This is a genomic window from Actinoallomurus soli, assembly GCF_024055715.1.
Lineage (GTDB): Bacteria > Actinomycetota > Actinomycetes > Streptosporangiales > Streptosporangiaceae > Actinoallomurus > Actinoallomurus soli.
The window spans coordinates 249,576-266,198 of record NZ_JAMXMV010000005.1 but is presented as its reverse complement, the minus strand read 5'-3'; the positions used below and the strand labels follow the sequence as shown (position 1 = coordinate 266,198).

14 protein-coding genes are annotated in these 16,623 nt (G+C 71.3%); 9 read left to right on the top strand and 5 right to left on the bottom strand.

Going from position 1 to position 16,623, the window contains the following annotated elements:
- Positions 1 to 27 precede the first annotated feature (27 nt).
- Positions 28 to 498, bottom strand: coding sequence for a MarR family winged helix-turn-helix transcriptional regulator (locus NDW01_RS15515; RefSeq protein WP_252821106.1), 471 nt, complete (start codon positions 496 to 498; stop codon positions 28 to 30).
- A 240-nt stretch (positions 499 to 738) separates the two neighbouring features.
- Here NDW01_RS15515 and NDW01_RS15510 point away from each other — a divergent pair, with 240 nt between their 5' ends.
- Positions 739 to 2,022, top strand: coding sequence for an extracellular catalytic domain type 1 short-chain-length polyhydroxyalkanoate depolymerase (locus NDW01_RS15510; RefSeq protein ID WP_252821104.1), 1,284 nt, complete (start codon positions 739 to 741; stop codon positions 2,020 to 2,022).
- Between the two features lie 73 nt (positions 2,023 to 2,095).
- Here the strand turns inward: NDW01_RS15510 and NDW01_RS15505 are convergent, their stop codons facing one another.
- Positions 2,096 to 3,136 carry a LacI family DNA-binding transcriptional regulator gene (locus NDW01_RS15505; RefSeq protein ID WP_252821102.1) on the bottom strand — a complete coding sequence of 347 codons (1,041 nt, stop codon included), beginning with the start codon at positions 3,134 to 3,136 and terminating at the stop codon, positions 2,096 to 2,098.
- Between the two features lie 168 nt (positions 3,137 to 3,304).
- Here NDW01_RS15505 and NDW01_RS15500 point away from each other — a divergent pair, with 168 nt between their 5' ends.
- The 5 genes from NDW01_RS15500 (at position 3,305) to NDW01_RS15480 (ending at position 8,013) form a co-directional block, all read left to right on the top strand.
- Positions 3,305 to 4,321, top strand: a complete 1,017-nt coding sequence (locus NDW01_RS15500; RefSeq protein ID WP_252821099.1) for a sugar ABC transporter substrate-binding protein — start codon at positions 3,305 to 3,307, stop codon at positions 4,319 to 4,321.
- 4 nt (positions 4,322 to 4,325) lie between these two features.
- Positions 4,326 to 5,336, top strand: coding sequence for an ABC transporter permease (locus NDW01_RS15495; RefSeq protein ID WP_256511918.1), 1,011 nt, complete (start codon positions 4,326 to 4,328; stop codon positions 5,334 to 5,336).
- Between the two features lie 64 nt (positions 5,337 to 5,400).
- Positions 5,401 to 6,213 carry an ATP-binding cassette domain-containing protein gene (locus NDW01_RS15490; protein WP_252821096.1) on the top strand — a complete coding sequence of 271 codons (813 nt, stop codon included), beginning with the start codon at positions 5,401 to 5,403 and terminating at the stop codon, positions 6,211 to 6,213.
- A 70-nt stretch (positions 6,214 to 6,283) separates the two neighbouring features.
- On the top strand, positions 6,284 to 7,252 hold the full coding sequence (locus tag NDW01_RS15485) for a carbohydrate kinase family protein (RefSeq protein ID WP_252821095.1): 969 nt from the start codon (positions 6,284 to 6,286) through the stop codon (positions 7,250 to 7,252).
- An 83-nt stretch (positions 7,253 to 7,335) separates the two neighbouring features.
- Positions 7,336 to 8,013: an aggregation-promoting factor C-terminal-like domain-containing protein gene (locus NDW01_RS15480; protein WP_252821094.1), complete on the top strand. Its 678-nt coding sequence runs from the start codon at positions 7,336 to 7,338 to the stop codon at positions 8,011 to 8,013.
- Positions 8,014 to 8,022: 9 nt separating this feature from the next.
- On the opposite strand, the gene glpK (NDW01_RS15475) is transcribed toward NDW01_RS15480, so the two are convergent.
- Together glpK (NDW01_RS15475) and NDW01_RS15470 are read right to left on the bottom strand one after the other, a co-directional pair.
- Complete coding sequence (glpK, locus tag NDW01_RS15475) at positions 8,023 to 9,534, bottom strand: glycerol kinase GlpK (protein WP_252821093.1); 1,512 nt, start codon at positions 9,532 to 9,534, stop codon at positions 8,023 to 8,025.
- Positions 9,535 to 9,568: 34 nt separating this feature from the next.
- Positions 9,569 to 10,336, bottom strand: a complete 768-nt coding sequence (locus tag NDW01_RS15470) for an IclR family transcriptional regulator (protein WP_252784796.1) — start codon at positions 10,334 to 10,336, stop codon at positions 9,569 to 9,571.
- A 295-nt stretch (positions 10,337 to 10,631) separates the two neighbouring features.
- Between NDW01_RS15470 and NDW01_RS15465 the strand changes: the two genes are divergently transcribed.
- From NDW01_RS15465 to NDW01_RS15455, 3 genes are all read left to right on the top strand, one after another.
- Positions 10,632 to 11,456, top strand: a complete 825-nt coding sequence (locus NDW01_RS15465; protein ID WP_252821092.1) for an MIP/aquaporin family protein — start codon at positions 10,632 to 10,634, stop codon at positions 11,454 to 11,456.
- 118 nt (positions 11,457 to 11,574) lie between these two features.
- Entirely contained in the window at positions 11,575 to 13,092 is a 1,518-nt protein-coding gene (gene glpK, locus NDW01_RS15460; RefSeq protein WP_252821091.1) for a glycerol kinase GlpK, read from the top strand.
- A 158-nt stretch (positions 13,093 to 13,250) separates the two neighbouring features.
- Positions 13,251 to 14,957 (top strand): glycerol-3-phosphate dehydrogenase/oxidase, encoded by a 1,707-nt coding sequence (locus NDW01_RS15455; protein ID WP_252821090.1) that lies wholly within the window; start codon positions 13,251 to 13,253, stop codon positions 14,955 to 14,957.
- A gap of 142 nt (positions 14,958 to 15,099) precedes the next feature.
- Here the strand turns inward: NDW01_RS15455 and NDW01_RS15450 are convergent, their stop codons facing one another.
- The gene (locus NDW01_RS15450) at positions 15,100 to 16,512 is read right to left on the bottom strand and encodes a purine-cytosine permease family protein (protein ID WP_252821088.1); all 1,413 of its coding nucleotides are present in this window, start codon (positions 16,510 to 16,512) and stop codon (positions 15,100 to 15,102) included.
- Between the last annotated feature and the right edge of the window lie 111 nt (positions 16,513 to 16,623).

Here is a 16,623-nt window from a genome sequence, read left to right as displayed (position 1 = left end):
ATCAAGCCTAGGCACGAACCGGTCAGATCAGCTACGAGGGTCGGGGCGCAGGGCTCCCGCGCACCCCATGAGGCTCTCCGCCAGGGCCTTGCGGGCGGCGTCGTCGACGCCGGCCAGCATCACCGCCTCGATGTCGTCGAGCGAGCGGTCACAGCGGCGCAGGGTGGACAGGCCCTTGGCCGTGAGGCGGGTGCGCAGCACCCGGCCGCCGTCGGGGTGCGGCTCCCGGCGCACCAGCCCCCGCCCCTCAAGGTCACGGATCACCAGGCTCATCGCCTGCGGCGTGACGAAGGCGATGCGCGCGAGCTCCGCCGACGACGGCCCGTCCCGCAGGCGCAGTTCGCTGAGCGCCATGTACTCGGTGGTCGTGACGCCGTGCCGGGCGAGCGCCTCGTCCAGACGGGCCCGGATGCGGCGCTCCAGGCGGAAGACCAGGTAGCTGACGCGCGGCGGGGGCGCGGCCGGCCGGGGGGCCGAGGGGTTACGGCGGTCGGTCACCGGGAGACGATATCGCGGTCGCCCGCGGCCCGCCCGATGTAACTTTCCCGGCCTATATCAAGGATCTTGATAGCAAGTGCCTTGATAAGCAGCGTAAATCGATCTCCTCCGGCGGAGCGCGCTTGAAAGCGCGCGTTGGGCGTTGACGCCCGATCGACGCCGTTCTACTTTCCAGCGACCGATATCGATGCCGCGCGCGTCGATAGGGCAACGCCCCGAATACCGATAAGAGGAGGGCGAATGAAACGACTCACCACGATGCTCGCCGGGGCCTGCGCCGCGGTGCTGTGCGCCGTGCTGGCCGTGGTGCTCGCGCACCAGGCCACCGCGGCCGGCCTCGTGCAGGTGACCGACTTCGGCGACAACCCGGGCAACCTGCAGATGTACGTCTACCGGCCCGACTCGGTTCCCGCGTCGCCCGCGATCGTGCTGGCCATGCACCCGTGCGGCGGCTCGGGGCCGGGGTTCTACTCCTCCAGCGAGTTCGCGTCACTGGCCGATCGGTACGGCTTCATCGTGATCTTCCCATCGGCGTCCAAGAAGATGAACTGTTTCGACAACTGGTCCGACGCGTCGAAGGTGCGCGGCGGCCGCACCGACCCGGTTTCGCTCATGTCCATGGTGACGTATACGGAGCGGCAATATCACGGCGACCCGAACCAGGTCTTCGTGACCGGCAGTTCCTCCGGCGCCATGATGACCAACGCGATGGCCGCCCTTTACCCGGAGGTCTTCAAGGCCGGCGCGGCGTTCATGGGCGTGCCGTTCACCTGCTTCCCCAACGAGGCGTCCTACAACCCCGGGGGCAACTCCGCTCCCTGCGTCGGCAAGAGCGCGCAGCAGTGGGGTGACGCGGTGCGCCAGGCGAACCCCTCCTACCAGGGGCCGTGGCCGCGGATGCAGCTGTGGCACGGCACCTCCGACCCCGTGGTCTCCTACGCCGAGCTGGCGGAGGAGGTCAAGCAGTGGACGAACGTGCACGGCCTGAGCACCACGCCCACCTCCACGGACACGCCGCAGTCCGGCTGGACCCGGCAGCGTTTCGCCGACTCCTCCGGAGCCGTCCAGGTCGAGGCGATCAGCGTCGCCGGCGCCGGCCACAGTCTCCCGATGAGCGGCATGGCCGCCGCCGCCATCCGGTTCTTCGGCCTCGACACCGGCGGCCCGACACCGCCCACCTCCCCGACCCCGCCGCCGCCGGACTCCGCCTGCTGGGTCGCGTACACCCCGAACACCTGGAACAACGGCTTCACCGGCAACGTCACGATCACCAACCACGGCACCACGCCGGTCAACGGCTGGACCCTCACCTGGACCTGGCCCGGGAACCAGCAGATCACCGGCATGTGGAACGCCGCCATCACCCAGTCGGGCGCCCAGGTCACCGCCCGCAACGTCTCCTTCAACGCCACCATCGCCCCCGGCGCCCAGGCGAGCTTCGGCTTCCAGGGCACCTACAGCGGCACCAACGCGGCGCCGTCAGGCTTCACCCTGAACGGCGCCGCCTGCACCATCGTCACCTGATCCGCCGATCCGGGGCGGCGGGACCGGCGGACGCGGCCGGGAATCGAACCGGCCCCGTCCGCCGGCCGGCGGGTCAATCCGTCGGCGGGATCTCCCCCGAGCCGCGCGCGACGTAGGTCGTGGGGACGACGACGTGCCGGGCCGGCCGGTCGTCATCGTCGGCGATGCGGCCGAGGAGGAGCCTCGCGGCGATCAGACCGATCTCGGCGGGGTCCTGAGCGACGACCGAGACGCCGGGGGACAGCATGTCGGCCAGCGGGAAGTCGTCGAAGCCGATCAGCGCGACGCGGTCCTGCAGGCCGAGGCGCTGCAGGGCCCGGACGGCGCCGATGGTGAGGAGGTTCTGCGCGGCGAAGACGGCCGTCGGCGGCTCGTCGCCGTCGAGGATCTCGCGGATCGCGTGCTCGGCGGCGTCGGCACTGCGGATCTCCCGGCGGACCAGGCGCTCGTCCACCCGCCGTCCGGCGTGCCCCTCGAGGTAGCCCGCGTACCGCTCACGGGCGGTCCAGATCGACGCCATGTCCCCGAGGAACGCCACGCGCCGGTGGCCGAGGTCGAGCAGCCGCTGGACGGCGGCGCGCGCGCCCGTCCGGTTGTCCACGGTCACGGTGTCGACCTGGTCGAGCTCGACGAGCCGGTCGACGCAGACGACGGGCGTGCCCTGCCGCCGGACGGCCGCCAGTTCGGTGTCCGCGCCGCCGGTGGGAATGACGATCAGGCCGTCCACCCGGCGCAGGGTGAACGTGTCGATGAGCTCCCGCTCGCGCTCGGGATTCTCGTCGCTGCTGCCGGTGAGCACGAGCAGGTTCTCGGCGTGGGCGGTGTCCTCGACGGCGCGGTGCAGGGCCGAGGAGAAGGGGTTGGCGACGTCCTCGAGAACCAGCGCGATCGTCCCGGTGCGGCGGTCGGCGCGGCGCAGGCTGCTGGCGGTGAGGTCGTGCCGGTAGCCGAGGTCGCGGGCCGCCTCGTGAACGCGTTCGACGAGGTCGGCGGCGACACCGGACTTGCCGTTGATCACTCGTGAGACGGTCGCGAGCCCGACGCCCGCCCGGTCCGCGACATCGCGCATCGTCACCTTGCGGCGCCGCCGCGCCTCGTTCGGAATCAGTGTCACCCGGTCCTCCCCCTCACACCCCGGACGATTCTGCCCGCAGGTCTGGACAGACCGTACGCCTGGGTCTTACATTCTCGGAAACGTTTCCCGGAAACGTTTCCGAAACCTCGGGGGAACCACCCTGTCACCTGCCGCGGCACGGTCCGCGGCCGGGTTGGAGGAATCAGCATGAAGTGTGACGTCTGGGCATCACGCCGCCGTCGTGCCGGCGCGATGGTCGCCATCGCCGCCCTCTCCCTCGTGGCGGCCGGCTGCGGCAAGGGCGCGCAGGGCTCCGCCTCCGGCGGCGAGATCACCGTCGGCCTCATCACCAAGACCGACACCAACCCGTTCTTCGTCAAGATGAAGGAGGGCGCGCAGAAGGAGGCCCAGGCCAAGGGCGTCAAGCTGATGACCGCGGCCGGCAAGTTCGACGGCGACAACGCCAGCCAGGTGACGGCCGTCGAGAACATGATCGCGGCGGGCGTCAAGGGCATCCTGATCACCCCGAGCGACACCAAGGCCATCGTGCCCAGCCTCCAGAAGGCCAGGGCCAAGGGCATCGAGGTCATCGCCCTGGACACGCCGCCGGACCCGCAGAGCTCCGCCGACGCACTGTTCGCGACGAACAACCTCAACGCCGGCATCCTGATCGGCAAGTACGCCAAAGCGTCCTTCGGCACCAAGCCCGCGAAGATCGCCATGCTCGACCTGGCGCCCGGCATCACCGTCGGCGTGCTGCGCCACAACGGCTTCCTGCAGGGCTTCGGCCTCAAGCAGGGCGACCCGGGCATCGTCTGTCAGCAGGACACCCAGGGCGACCAGGCCAAGGGCCAGACCGCGATGGAGAACTGCCTGCAGAAGGCCCCCGACATCAACCTCGTCTACACGATCAATGAGCCGGCGGCGCTGGGCGCGTACACCGCGCTGAAGGCGGCCGGCAAAGAGAAGAACGTCATGATCGTGTCGATCGACGGCGGGTGCACCGGGGTCAAGGCCGTGCAGTCCGGCCAGATCGCGGCCACCTCGCAGCAGTACCCGCTGAAGATGGCCTCGCAGGGGGTGGACGCGGTCGTCGACTTCGCCAAGGGCGGCAAGAAGGTCGGCGGCTACACCGACACCGGCGTCAATCTGATCACGAGCAAGGCGCAGCCGGGGGTGGACTCCAAGGACGTCCAGTTCGGCCTGGCCAACTGCTGGGGCTGAGCCGATGTCGACGGTGACCGCGACCGACCGCACCGAGGTGTCGCAGCAGCGGAGCGCGCTGTCCCGCGCCTCCCACTTCCTGACCCTGCCGGCCGTGGGCCCGCTCTTCGCGCTGCTGCTGGCCTGCGTCTACTTCTCCGTCCGCACCGACCGGTTCCTCACCGGCGCCAACCTGTCGCTGGTCGTGCAGCAGGTGATGGTCGTCGGCGCGCTGGCCGTCGGTCAGACGATCGTCATCCTGACCGCCGGGATCGACCTGTCCAACGGGGCGGTCATGGCGCTGGGCTCGATCTTCATGACCAAGCTGGCCGTCCACTCCGGAATGCCCGGCATCGGGGCGATCCTCATCGGCATCGCCGTGTGCACGGCGTTCGGCGCGCTCAACGGCACGCTGGTGACGATGGCGAAGCTGCCGCCGTTCATCGTGACGCTGGGAACGTGGAACATCGCCTTCGCCCTGACCCACGTCTACTCGAACGAGCAGACGATCACCGGGTTGCCCACGTCGCTGACCTTCCTCGGCCGGACGTTCCCCCTCGGGAACACCGACGTCACGTACGGCTCGGTGCTGATGCTGCTGCTGTTCGCGGTCGCCTGGTACGTCCTGCGCCAGACGGCGGCGGGCCGGCACGTGTACGCGGTCGGCGACAACCGCGAGGCCGCCCGCCTGACCGGCATCCCGGACCGTCGCCTGCTGCTGACCGTCTACACGGTCGCCGGGGTGATCTACGGCATCGCCGCGCTGCTGCTGATCGGCCGTACGTCGGTCGGCGACCCGCAGGCCGGTCAGACCGACAACCTCGACAGCATCACCGCGGTGGTGCTGGGCGGCGTCAGCCTGTTCGGCGGACGGGGCAGCATCATCGGCGCCCTGTGCGGCGCGCTGATCGTCGGAGTGATCCGCAACGGTCTGCAACTGACCGGAGTGCCGTCCATCTACCAGGTCCTCATCACCGGCATCCTGGTCATCCTCGCGGTGAGCGTGGACCAACTTGCCCGAAGGAGGCGCACATGAGCGAGCGGAGCGCGCGAATCATGAGCACGTCACCTCTGGTCCTTCCTCCGGTGAAGGAGGGCGCGTGACCGAGACGAGCGGGACCGAGACGCGCCCGGTGCTCGAGGCGCACGGCCTCGTCAAGCGGTACGGCCACGTCACCGCCCTGTCCGGCGCGGACTTCGAGCTGCTGCCCGGCGAGATCCTCGCGGTGATCGGCGACAACGGTGCCGGGAAGTCGACCCTGATCAAGGCGCTGTCCGGGGCATTGGTCCCGGACCAGGGCCGGATCCTGCTGGACGGCAGGCCGGTGCGGTTCACCAGCCCGGCGGACGCCCGGCGGGCGGGAATCGAGACGGTCTACCAGGATCTGGCGGTGGCGCCGGCCCTCGACATCGCGAGCAACATGTTCCTCGGGCGGGAGATGCGCCGCAAAGGTGTCCTCGGCTCGGTGTTCCGCATGCTGGACCACAAGCGGATGCAGGCCGAGGCGAGCGACCACATGCGGGATCTGAAGATCGGTATCAAGTCCATCAAGCAGGCCGTGGAGACGCTGTCCGGCGGTCAGCGCCAGGGCGTCGCCGTCGCGCGCAGTGCGGCGTTCGCCCGGCACGTCGTCATCATGGACGAGCCGACGGCCGCGCTCGGCGTCAAGGAGTCGGGCATGGTGCTGGAGCTGATCCGGCAGGTCCGCGACCGCGGGCTGCCGGTCATCCTGATCAGCCACGACATGCCCGCCGTCTTCGACGTCGCCGACCGGATCCACATCCAGCGCCTGGGCCGGCGGGTGGCCGTCGTACGCCCTGCGGAGACGGACATGGCCGAGACGGTTGCGATCATGACGGGAGCGGCGCCGGGCAACCTGGACGACGCCGCGAACGGCAACGGAACGACCTGACCGGTCCGCCCGGCCGACCGGCCGGGCGGACGAACCGATCGGCCCTTACGGCCCGAGCCTAGGAGAGTGTGTGCGGATCCCTGACGCCCGCGTCGTCGCGGTCGCCGGTGAAGCGATCGTCGATCTCGTCGCCGAGCGGCCCGGCGGCGCGTACCTCGCGCTGCCCGGCGGCAGCCCGGCGAACGTCGCCGTCGGGCTGGCCCGGCTCGGCGTCCCGACCCGGATGATCGCCCGGATCGGCGAGGATCCGTTCGGCCGGACGCTCCGGGACCACCTGGTACGGAACGGGGTCGACACCCGCGCGGTGGCGGCCGCCGCGGAGCCCTCCTCGGTGGCGTTCGTGCATCACGAGGAAGGCGGGCCGCCGACGTACGACCTGCGGCTCGCGGGGACCGCCGACTGGCAGTGGACCGCCGAGGAGCTGGCCCGCGTGCCGCTCGGCGACGTCGCCGCCCTCCACGTCGGCTCCCTCGCCATGGTGCTGCCGCCGGGGGCCGAGGCGCTGGCCGGTCTCGTCCGCCGGGCGCGGGCGACGGCGACGATCGGCTACGACCCGAACTGCCGCCCGGACGTCATGGCGGCCGTGCCGGACGCCCGGGCCCGCATCGAGGCGCTCCTGCGTACGGCGGACGTCGTCAAGATCAGCGACGCGGACCTGGAGTGGCTGCGGCCCGGCGCCGAACCGCGGCGGTTCGCGGCCGGACTGGTCGAGGAGACCGGCGGGGTCGTGATCGTGACGCTGGGGGCGGAGGGCGTTCTCGTCGCCGCGCCGCGCCTGGCGCCGCTCCACCTGCCGGCGCGGGCGGTCGAGGTCGTCGACACGGTCGGCGCGGGCGACTCCTACATGAGCGCCGTCCTCGCCGGCCTGTACGAGCGGGGGCTGCTCGGCGCGGAGCGCCGCGACGCCCTCCGCGCCGCCCCCGGCTCGGTGATCAGCGAGGTGTGCGCCGAGGCGGCGCGGGCGGCCGCGATCACGTGCGGGCGGCGGGGCGCCGACCCGCCCACGCGCGCCGAACTCGCGGCCTCCCTCACGACCTGAGACCCGGTTTCGTCACAGAGGTCACAGCCGAATATGTGGACAAACGGGGTCACCAGTGTCGCGACTGGTGCAAGCTAGGGTGCATGTCCCCCCGGAAGTCCTCCTCCCCCGAACGGCCGGCGGGTTCCCGCGCGCTGCGGATCCTGCGGCGTACGCTCGGCAACACGGGCGTGATCCTGACGCTCGTCGTCGTGGCCGCGGTCCTCGTCGTCGCGAACATCGACTTCGGCAAGGGGAAGCCTCCCGCCGGCGCCGCCGCGGACACCTCCACGAACGACCTCGCGCGGACCCTCGAGGGCTACACGATGGACCCGATGATGGCCCAGGCCCAGGCCAGCGCGCGGGAGCGCGCCTACAAGGCCGAGCAGGCCGCCGAGCGCGACGCGAAGAAGCGCGCGGCGGCCGAGCGGAAGCGCCGGGAGTGGGAGGCGTTCAAGAAGAAGATGAGCAACAACCCCAGCGCCGCGGACAACCAGAAGTACGCCAAGAAGATGAACGCCCTGAAGGGCTGGGGGCGGTGCTGGCCCTCGCTGCTGACCATGTGGAACCACGAGAGCGGCTGGAACGAGCACGCCGAGAACCCCAGCAGCGGCGCCTACGGCATCGCGCAGGCCCTGCCCGGCTCGAAGATGGGCTCGGTCGCGCCCGACTGGCACAACAACGCGATCACCCAGATCACCTGGGGCCTGAGCTACATCGGCTCCCGCTACGGCGACCCCTGCCGAGCCTGGGCCTGGTGGCAGGCCCACCACTGGTACTGACGGCCCGGGTCACTTGCCGGCGGGCTTGATCCAGTCGAAGGTCCGCTCCACCGCCCGCCGCCAGTTGTCGTACTCGGTCTCGCGGCGGCCGGGGTCCATGCTCGGCAGCCACTGCGCGGCGCGGTGCCAGTTGCGGCGCAGTCCCTCCAGGTCCGCCCAGTAGCCGACGGCGAGCCCGGCGGCGTACGCGGCTCCCAGGGATACCGTCTCGGCGGCCATCGGGCGGATGACCGGGACGTCGAGGACGTCGGAGATGAACTGCATGAGGAGGTTGTCGGCGGTCATGCCGCCGTCGACCTTCAGCGCCTTGAGGGCGAGCCCGGAGTCGGCGTTCATGGCGTCGACGACCTCGCGCGTCTGCCAGCCGGTCGCCTCCAGGACGGCGCGGGCCAGGTGCCCCTTGGTGATGTAGGAGGTCAGCCCGACGATGATGCCGCGCGCCTCGCTGCGCCAGTACGGCGCGAACAGCCCGGAGAACGCGGGCACGATGTAGCACCCGCCGTTGTCCTCGACGGAGCGGGCGAGCGTCTCGATCTCCGGGGCGCTGGCGATCAGGCCGAGCCCGTCGCGGAACCACTGGACGAGCGCGCCGGTGATGGCGATGGAGCCTTCGAGGGCGTACACCGCCGGTTCGTCGGCGATCTGGTAGCCGACGGTCGTGAGCAGCCCGTGGGTCGAGGGGACGGGCTCGGTGCCGGTGTTGAGGAGCAGGAAGCTGCCCGTCCCGTACGTGCACTTGGCCTCGCCGGGCGCGAAGCAGGTCTGGCCGAACAGCGCGGCCTGCTGGTCGCCGAGCGCCGCGGCGATGCGCACGCCGGGCAGGACGCGGCTCGCGCGGGCGTACGTCTCGGTCGAGGGGCGGATCTCGGGCAGCATGGCGCGCGGCACGTCGAAGAACGCCAGCAGGTCGTCGTCCCAGGCGAGCGTGGTGATGTTCATCAGCAGGGTGCGGCTGGCGTTGGTGACGTCGGTGATGTGCAGGCCGCCCTTCGGGCCGCCGGTGAGGTTCCAGATCAGCCAGCTCTCGATCGTGCCGAACAGCACGTCGCCGCGTTCGGCGCGCTCGCGCAGGCCCGGCGTGTTGTCGAGGAGCCACCGGACGCGGGGCGCCGAGAAGTACGTCGCGATGGGCAGGCCGCACCGCTCGCGGATCATGTCGGCGTCCGGGCGGGCGGAGAGCTCGCCGACGAGGGCGTCCGTGCGGGTGTCCTGCCAGACGACGGCGCGGCCGACGGGCCGGCCGGTGTGCCGGTCCCACAGCACCGAGGTCTCGCGCTGGTTGGCGATGCCGAGCGCGGCGACCTGCTCCGGGACGACCCCGGCCTGGGCGAGGGCCTCCGGCGCGATCCGCTCGAGGTTCTTCCAGATCTCCATGGCGTCGTGCTCGACCCAGCCGGGCCGCGGGAAGTGCTGCTTGTGCTCCCGCTGGGTGACCGAGACGAGCCGCCCTCCGTGGTCGAACAGCATGCATCGCGTCGACGTCGTGCCCTGGTCAACGGACATCACATAGCGCTCTACCATCGTGTCCTGCCGTTCCGGCCGCCGGGGGCGGTGCTCACCACCGGGAGGCCCCAAGGTCTCGGGAGACGGCGCGCGCGGCGTCGCGCACGTACGTCACCAGCGTCGGTTTCGGCCGGCCCCTCGGGTCGCACAGGCGCTCGACGGCCCCCGAGATGCCCATCGCGCCGACCACCAGGCCCCCCTGCCCGCGGATCGGCGCCGCCACGGCGGCCTCCCCCACGGTGAACTCCTCCACCTCGGACGCCCAGCCCATCTCGCGGATCTCGACCAGCGCCCGGCTGAGCTCGCGGGGATGGGTGATGGTCCGCCGGGAGAAGGACTCGAGTCCGGTCTCGAGCAGCGCGGCGGCGGCTCCGGCGTCGAAGGCGAGCAGCACCTTGCCCAGCGCGGTGGCGTGCGCCGGGAGGAGCGCGCCGACCTCGAGGGCCTGGAGCGTGTCGTCCGGCCGGAAGACATGGTGCACGACGAGGACCCTGCCGTCCAGAGGAGTGCCGATCCGGACCGCCTCGCCGCTGCGGGCGGCGAGGGCGTCGGCCCAGTTGATCGCGCGGGACCGCAGCTCGTTGACGTCCAGGTAGCTCGTGCCGAGGTGGAGCAGCGCGGCGCCGAGCTGGTACTTGCCGCTCTCCTCGTCCTGCTCGACGAAGCCGACCCCCTGCAGCGTCCGCAGGATCCCGTGCGCGGTGGCCCGGGCCAGCCCGAGAGAGGCCGCGATCTCGCTGACTCCGAGGCGGCCTGAACCCCGGGCGAGCAGGCGGAGGATGGCGGCGGCTCGCTCGATCGACTGGACCGGTCCTGGCACGCAGGCCATGTTAGTGCAGGTCGACACCTATTCGACAATGTCGGCACTCGCACCCTGTGAAGCGGCTCGATCGGGGTGACGGGAGTTATGATTCGGGCCTTTCTGTGAGTTGCGCCACTCGGTCAGGGCCCGGAACGGGTGATGATGCTGGCCGCCGTTCGACAATGTCGGCACCCGTCTGTTGACCGGGTGTTCCCCGCGACTTAGCGTCCCCCCCGTCGTGAGGAAGTTCACAGCTTCCTCGCGAACGGTGTCTCACGGTGCCCTGAGCGGGCATCGCCCCCTAGGAGGAGACGTGGCAGAGCGACTCAAGATCCCCGGGCTGGCCGGTGAACTGGCCGCCGAATTCGCGGGAACCCTGGTGCTCATCCTGTTCGGCGTGGGCGTGGTGGCCCAGGTCGCCGCAGGCGGGGTGGGCAACCACGACAGCATCGCGTGGGCCTGGGGCCTCGGCGTCACGCTCGGCGTGTACGTCGCGGGCCGCATCAGCGGCGCGCATCTGAACCCCGCCGTGACCGTCGCGCTGGCGGTCTTCAAGGGGTTCTCCTGGCGCAAGGTCCTGCCGTACTCGCTGGCCCAGCTGGTCGGCGCGTTCGTCGCGGCGCTGATCGTGCGCTGGAACTACAGCGAGGTGCTGGCCAAGTTCGACCCCGGCCACACCATCAAGTCCCAGGGCGTCTTCTCGACCCTCCCCGGCAACGGCACGTTCCCCGTGCACACCGGCGGTGCGCTCCGCGACCAGATCATCGGCACCGCGATCCTGCTGTTCCTCATCCTCGCCGTCACCGACCTGCGCAACTCCTCCCCCGCCGCCAACCTGGCACCGTTCATCGTCGGCCTGATCGTCGTCGCGATCGGCATGGCCTGGGGCACCGACGCGGGCTACGCGATCAACCCCGCGCGTGACCTCGGCCCCCGCCTCGCCTCCTTCTTCACCGGGTACGGCACCGCGTTCCGCGACCAGTACGGCGGGCTGTACTTCTGGGTGCCCATCGTCGGCCCGCTCATCGGCGGGGTCATCGGCGCGGGCCTCTACGAGGTGCTCATCGGGCGGTTCCTGCCCGCCGGTGAGCAGGAGCCCGGACGCGTCCCCGGCGACTCCGAACTCGAAAAGCTCTGACACGCCGTCACCAGGCCTGATCGGTTTCCCCCCGCGCGGAATGATCCGCGTGACCCGTCCGGCCGGGCATCCCCCCATGGCCCGGCCGGACGGCCTAGAAGAAGTAGAAAGGCGAGACATGGCCGACTTCGTCGGAGCGGTTGACCAGGGTACGACGAGCACGCGATTCATGATCTTCGACCACGGCGGCAACGAGGTGGCGAAGCACCAGCTCGAGCACGAGCAGATCCTGCCGAACCCCGGGTGGGTGGAGCACAACCCGACCGAGATCTGGGAGCGCACCCGCGCCGTCATCGAGACGGCGATGGGCAAGGCGAACCTCGAGGCGAGTGACCTCGCCGCCCTCGGCATCACCAACCAGCGCGAGACCACCGTCGTGTGGAACCGCCGCACCGGACGCCCCTACTACAACGCGATCGTCTGGCAGGACACCCGGACCGACCGCATCGCCTCCGCGCTCGACCGCGACGGGCGCGGCGACATCATCCGGAAGAAGGCCGGGCTGCCGCCCGCGACGTACTTCTCCGGCGGCAAGATCCAGTGGATCCTGGAGAACGTCGACGGAGTCCGCGAGGCCGCCGAGGCCGGCGACGCCATCTTCGGCAACACCGACACCTGGCTCCTGTGGAACCTCACCGGCGGCGTCGACGGCGGCGTGCACGTCACCGACCCGACCAACGCCAGCCGCACCATGCTGATGAACCTGGAGACGCTGGACTGGGACGACGAGCTGCTGTCGTTCTTCGAGATCCCGCGCCAGATGCTGCCGCAGATCCGGCCCTCCTCCAACCCGGACTTCTACGGCACGACCCGGGCGGCCGGCCCGGTCCGCGGCGAGATCCCGCTGTCCGGCATCCTCGGCGACCAGCAGGCCGCCACGGTCGGCCAGGTCTGCTTCGACGCCGGCGAGGCCAAGAACACCTACGGCACCGGCAACTTCCTCCTCCTCAACACCGGCACCGAGGTGGTCCGGTCCAAGAACGGCCTGCTCACCACGGTCTGCTACCAGTTCGGCAACGAACGGCCGGTGTACGCGCTCGAAGGGTCGATCGCGGTGACCGGCTCGGCCGTGCAGTGGCTGCGCGACCAGCTCGGCATCATCTCCGGCGCCTCGGAGAGCGAGTCGCTGGCCCGGCAGGTCGAGGACAACGGCGGCGTCTACTTCGTCCCGGCGTTCTCCGGCCTGTTCGCGCCGTACTGGCGGTCCGACGCGCGCGGCGCCATCGTCGGCCTGTCCCGCTACAACACCAACGCCCACCTGGCCCGCGCCACGCTCGAGTCGATCTGCTACCAGACCCGCGACGTCGTCGAGGCGATGCGGCAGGACTCCGGCGTCGCTCTCGACGTCCTCCGGGTGGACGGCGGCATCACCGCCAACCGCCTCTGCATGGAACTGCAGGCCGACATCCTCGGCGTGCCGGTCTCCAAGCCGGTCGTCGCGGAGACCACGGCGCTCGGCGCGGCGTACGCCGCCGGCCTGGCCGTCGGCTTCTGGGGCTCGACCGACGAGCTGCGCCAGAACTGGAACGAGGACGAGCGCTGGGTGCCCCGCTGGGACGGCGACCAGCGCGAGAAGGGATACGCGGGCTGGAAGAAGGCCGTGTCCCGGACCCTCGACTGGGTCGACGTCGACTAGCCCCTTCCCCCCGCGGCGGGCGGGCCGGTGCGCCCCCACACCGATCCCCGCGCACCGTCCGCCCGCCGCCCGACCCCCGCAGACGCCCCTTCCCCCAGCGGGCGGGGTGGCCCGACCGGACCACCCCGCCCGCGCACACCTCGGAGGAGAACCCGAACGTGAAAGCCGTATCCCTCGGACCGGCCTACCGCGCGCAGGCCGTGCGGGACCTGGCGGCAGGCGAGTTCGACGTGCTGATCGTGGGCGGCGGAGTCGTGGGCGCCGGAGCGGCGCTCGACGCCGTGTCACGCGGCCTGTCCGTCGCGCTGGTCGAGGCCGCGGACTGGGCGGCCGGGACGTCCAGCCGGTCCAGCAAGCTCATCCACGGCGGCCTGCGCTACCTGGAACAGCGCGACTTCGGTCTCGTACGGGAGGCGCTGCGCGAGCGCGGCCTCCTGCTCAACCGGCTCGCGCCGCACCTCGTACGGCCCGTGCCGTTCCTGTACCCGCTCACCCACCGCATGTGGGAGCGCTTCTACGTCGGTGCCGGCGTCGGCCTGTACGACACGCTGGGCGGCGCCCGGTCGATGCCGCGCCACCGCCACCTGAGCCACCGCGCCGCCCTGAAGGTCGCCCCGGCGCTGCGCGGCGACAGCCTCGTCGGCGCCATCCAGTACTTCGACGCGCAGGTCGACGACGCGCGGTTCACGCTGACGCTGGCCCGTACGGCCGCCGCGTACGGCGCGTCCGTGCTGACGCGCGCCCGCGCCGTCGGGTTCCTCCGCGAGGCGGACCGCGTCATCGGGGCCCGGGTCCGCGACCTGGAGAACGACCGGGAGCTGACCGTACGGGCCCGGCACGTCATCAACGCGACGGGCGTGTGGACCGACGAGGCCGGCCGGCTCGCGCACGCGCGCGGCGGTCCCCACGTGACCGCGTCCAAGGGGGTGCACCTCCTCGTCCCGCGCGACCGGATCCGGCTCGACACCGGCCTGATCCTGCGCACGGAGAAGAGCGTGCTGTTCGTCATCCCGTGGGGCCGGCACTGGATCATCGGCACCACCGACACGCCGTACGACCTGGACAAGGAGGAGCCGGCCGCCAGCCAGGCGGACGTCGACTACATCCTCGAGCACGTCAACGCGGTGCTGCGCACCCCGATCGTCCCCGAGGACATCGAGGGCGTGTACGCCGGCCTTCGTCCCCTGCTGTCCGGCGGGGCCGACGACACCACCAAACTGTCCCGCGAGCACACCGTCGCCCAGCCCGTCCCGGGGCTCACCGTGATCGCCGGCGGCAAGTTCACGACCTACCGGGTGATGGCCGAGGACGCCGTCGACGCGGCGGCCGAGGACCTGCCCATGACCGTCCCCGCCTCCGTCACCCACCGGCTGCCGCTCATCGGCGCCGTCGGGTACGAGGTGCTGTGGAACGAGCGGCACCGCCTCGCCCGGCGCAGCGGCCTGCACGTCGCCCGCGTCGAGCACCTGCTGAAGCGGTACGGCTCGTGCGTCGACGAGCTCCTGGAGCTGATCGAGCACGATCCCTCCCTCGGCGAGCCGCTCGACGCCGCCCGTGACTACCTGAAGGCCGAGGCCGTGTACGCGGCGTCGCACGAGGGGGCGTTGCACGTCGAGGACGTCCTGCGCCGCCGTACCCGCGCCGCGATCGAGGAATGGGACCAGGGCGCCGCCGCCGCGGCCGAGGTCGCCGCGCTCGTCGCGCCGGTGCTGGGCTGGGACGACGAGACGGTGAAGCGCGAGACCGAGTACTACGTGCGGCAGGTCGAGGCCGAGCGGCAGGCCCGCCGGCAGGCGGACGACGCCGCCGCGGCCGCCGCCCGCGGCCGGGCGCCGGGCCTGTTCGCCGAGCGGGCCGCCTCCTGACCGGGCCCCGCGCGGCCCGCCGCGCCGGATCGTGCGGGCGGGGTGTCATCAGGGGCCGCCCCGCCCGCCGTACGTCCGCTGGAATCCGAGCACCGGCGTCCGCCGCCCGAAGGGGCCGGCGGGCGCCGGTGTTCTTCGCCGGTCAGGCCGTCGCGGTCCGGGCGACCGGGCGCATCCAGGCGTAGTACAGCGCGGAGGCGACGATCAGGCCGATGATCCACGAGATGTCGGCGCCGCCCAGGTGCTTCACGAACGGGCCGGTGTAGAAGGTGGAGCTCACGAAGGGGACCTCCACCAGGACGCCGATGACGTACGCGCCGATGGTCCGCCAGTTGACCCCGCCGTACACGCCGTCCGGCCGGAAGATCGCGTCGATGTCGTACCGCTCCTTGCGGACGAAGTAGAAGTCGACGAGGTTGATCGCCGTCCACGGGATCAGGAAGTACGCCAGGAACAGGATGAAGTTCTCGAAGTTGTGCAGGAAGTCGGCGCTGGCGGCGAGCGCGACGATCGTCCCCACGAGGGCGGCCACGATGATGAACCCGAGGCGGACGCCGCCGTTCATCCGCATCGGGCGCAGCGCCGTCAGCGTCGTCGTCGCCGACATGAACATGCCGTAGAGGTTCAGCACGTTCACCGCGATGATGCCCAGGACGATGATCAGCGAGAACGCCCAGTGCGGGCCGCCCAGGCCGACCACGAACGACACCGACCCGCCCTCGAACGACTTGGCCGCCACGGCGGCGCAGATGCTGCCGAACGCCATCATCCAGACCGTGCCGATCACGCTGCCGGCGTAGGTCCACCAGAACGCCGCCCGTACCGAGGTGGTCTCCGGCAGGTAGCGGGAGTAGTCGGCGACGTACGGCGCGTACGTGATCTGCCAGGTCGCCGCGATCGCCATGACGAGCAGGAACGTGCCCGCCCCGACGTGCCCGGAGTGCCACACCCGGCCCACGTGGTGATCGGCCAGCAGCCGGTACGTCAGGTAGAGGAATCCGACCGCGGCGATGAGGCTGATCCACCGCTCGTACTGGTGGATCAACCGGTACCCGTACGCGGCGAGGATCGTGCAGAGCGCCGACACGATGATCGTGGCCGGCGTCCGGCCGATCCCCCACCAGCCGGCCAGCGCCGACCCGCCGAGCACCGCGCTGGTCGCGAAGAACCCGACGTACATCAGCACGACGAGCAGCAGCGGCAGGATCGCGCCGTAGAACCCGAACTGGGCCCGGCTCTGGATCATCTGCGGGATGCCGAGCTTCGGCCCCTGCGCCGAGTGCAGCGCCATGAAGATCGCACCGAGCAGGTTGCCGAGGATCAGGGCGACGATCGCCCAGGGCAACGGCAGCCCCAGGATCACTCCCAGCGCTCCGGTGACCGCCGTGGTCACCTGCATGTTCGCGCCGAACCACACGGTGAACAGGCTCCGCACCGACCCGTGCCGCTCCTCGGGCGGGACGAAGTCGATGGATCGCCGCTCGACTCCGAGCGCACCGCCCTCCGCCTGCCCGCCGGCGACCCGCGAGCCGCCGCTGACCTCCTGTTTTGCCATGTGCGCACCCTCACGCCCACGCCCCGCACCCCGCAAGAACCCTTCTCCATGAACCGTCTCGGATCCGAGACAGCGGCCCGGAGGCGGGGCGACGCGGCACCGGGTGAGTCC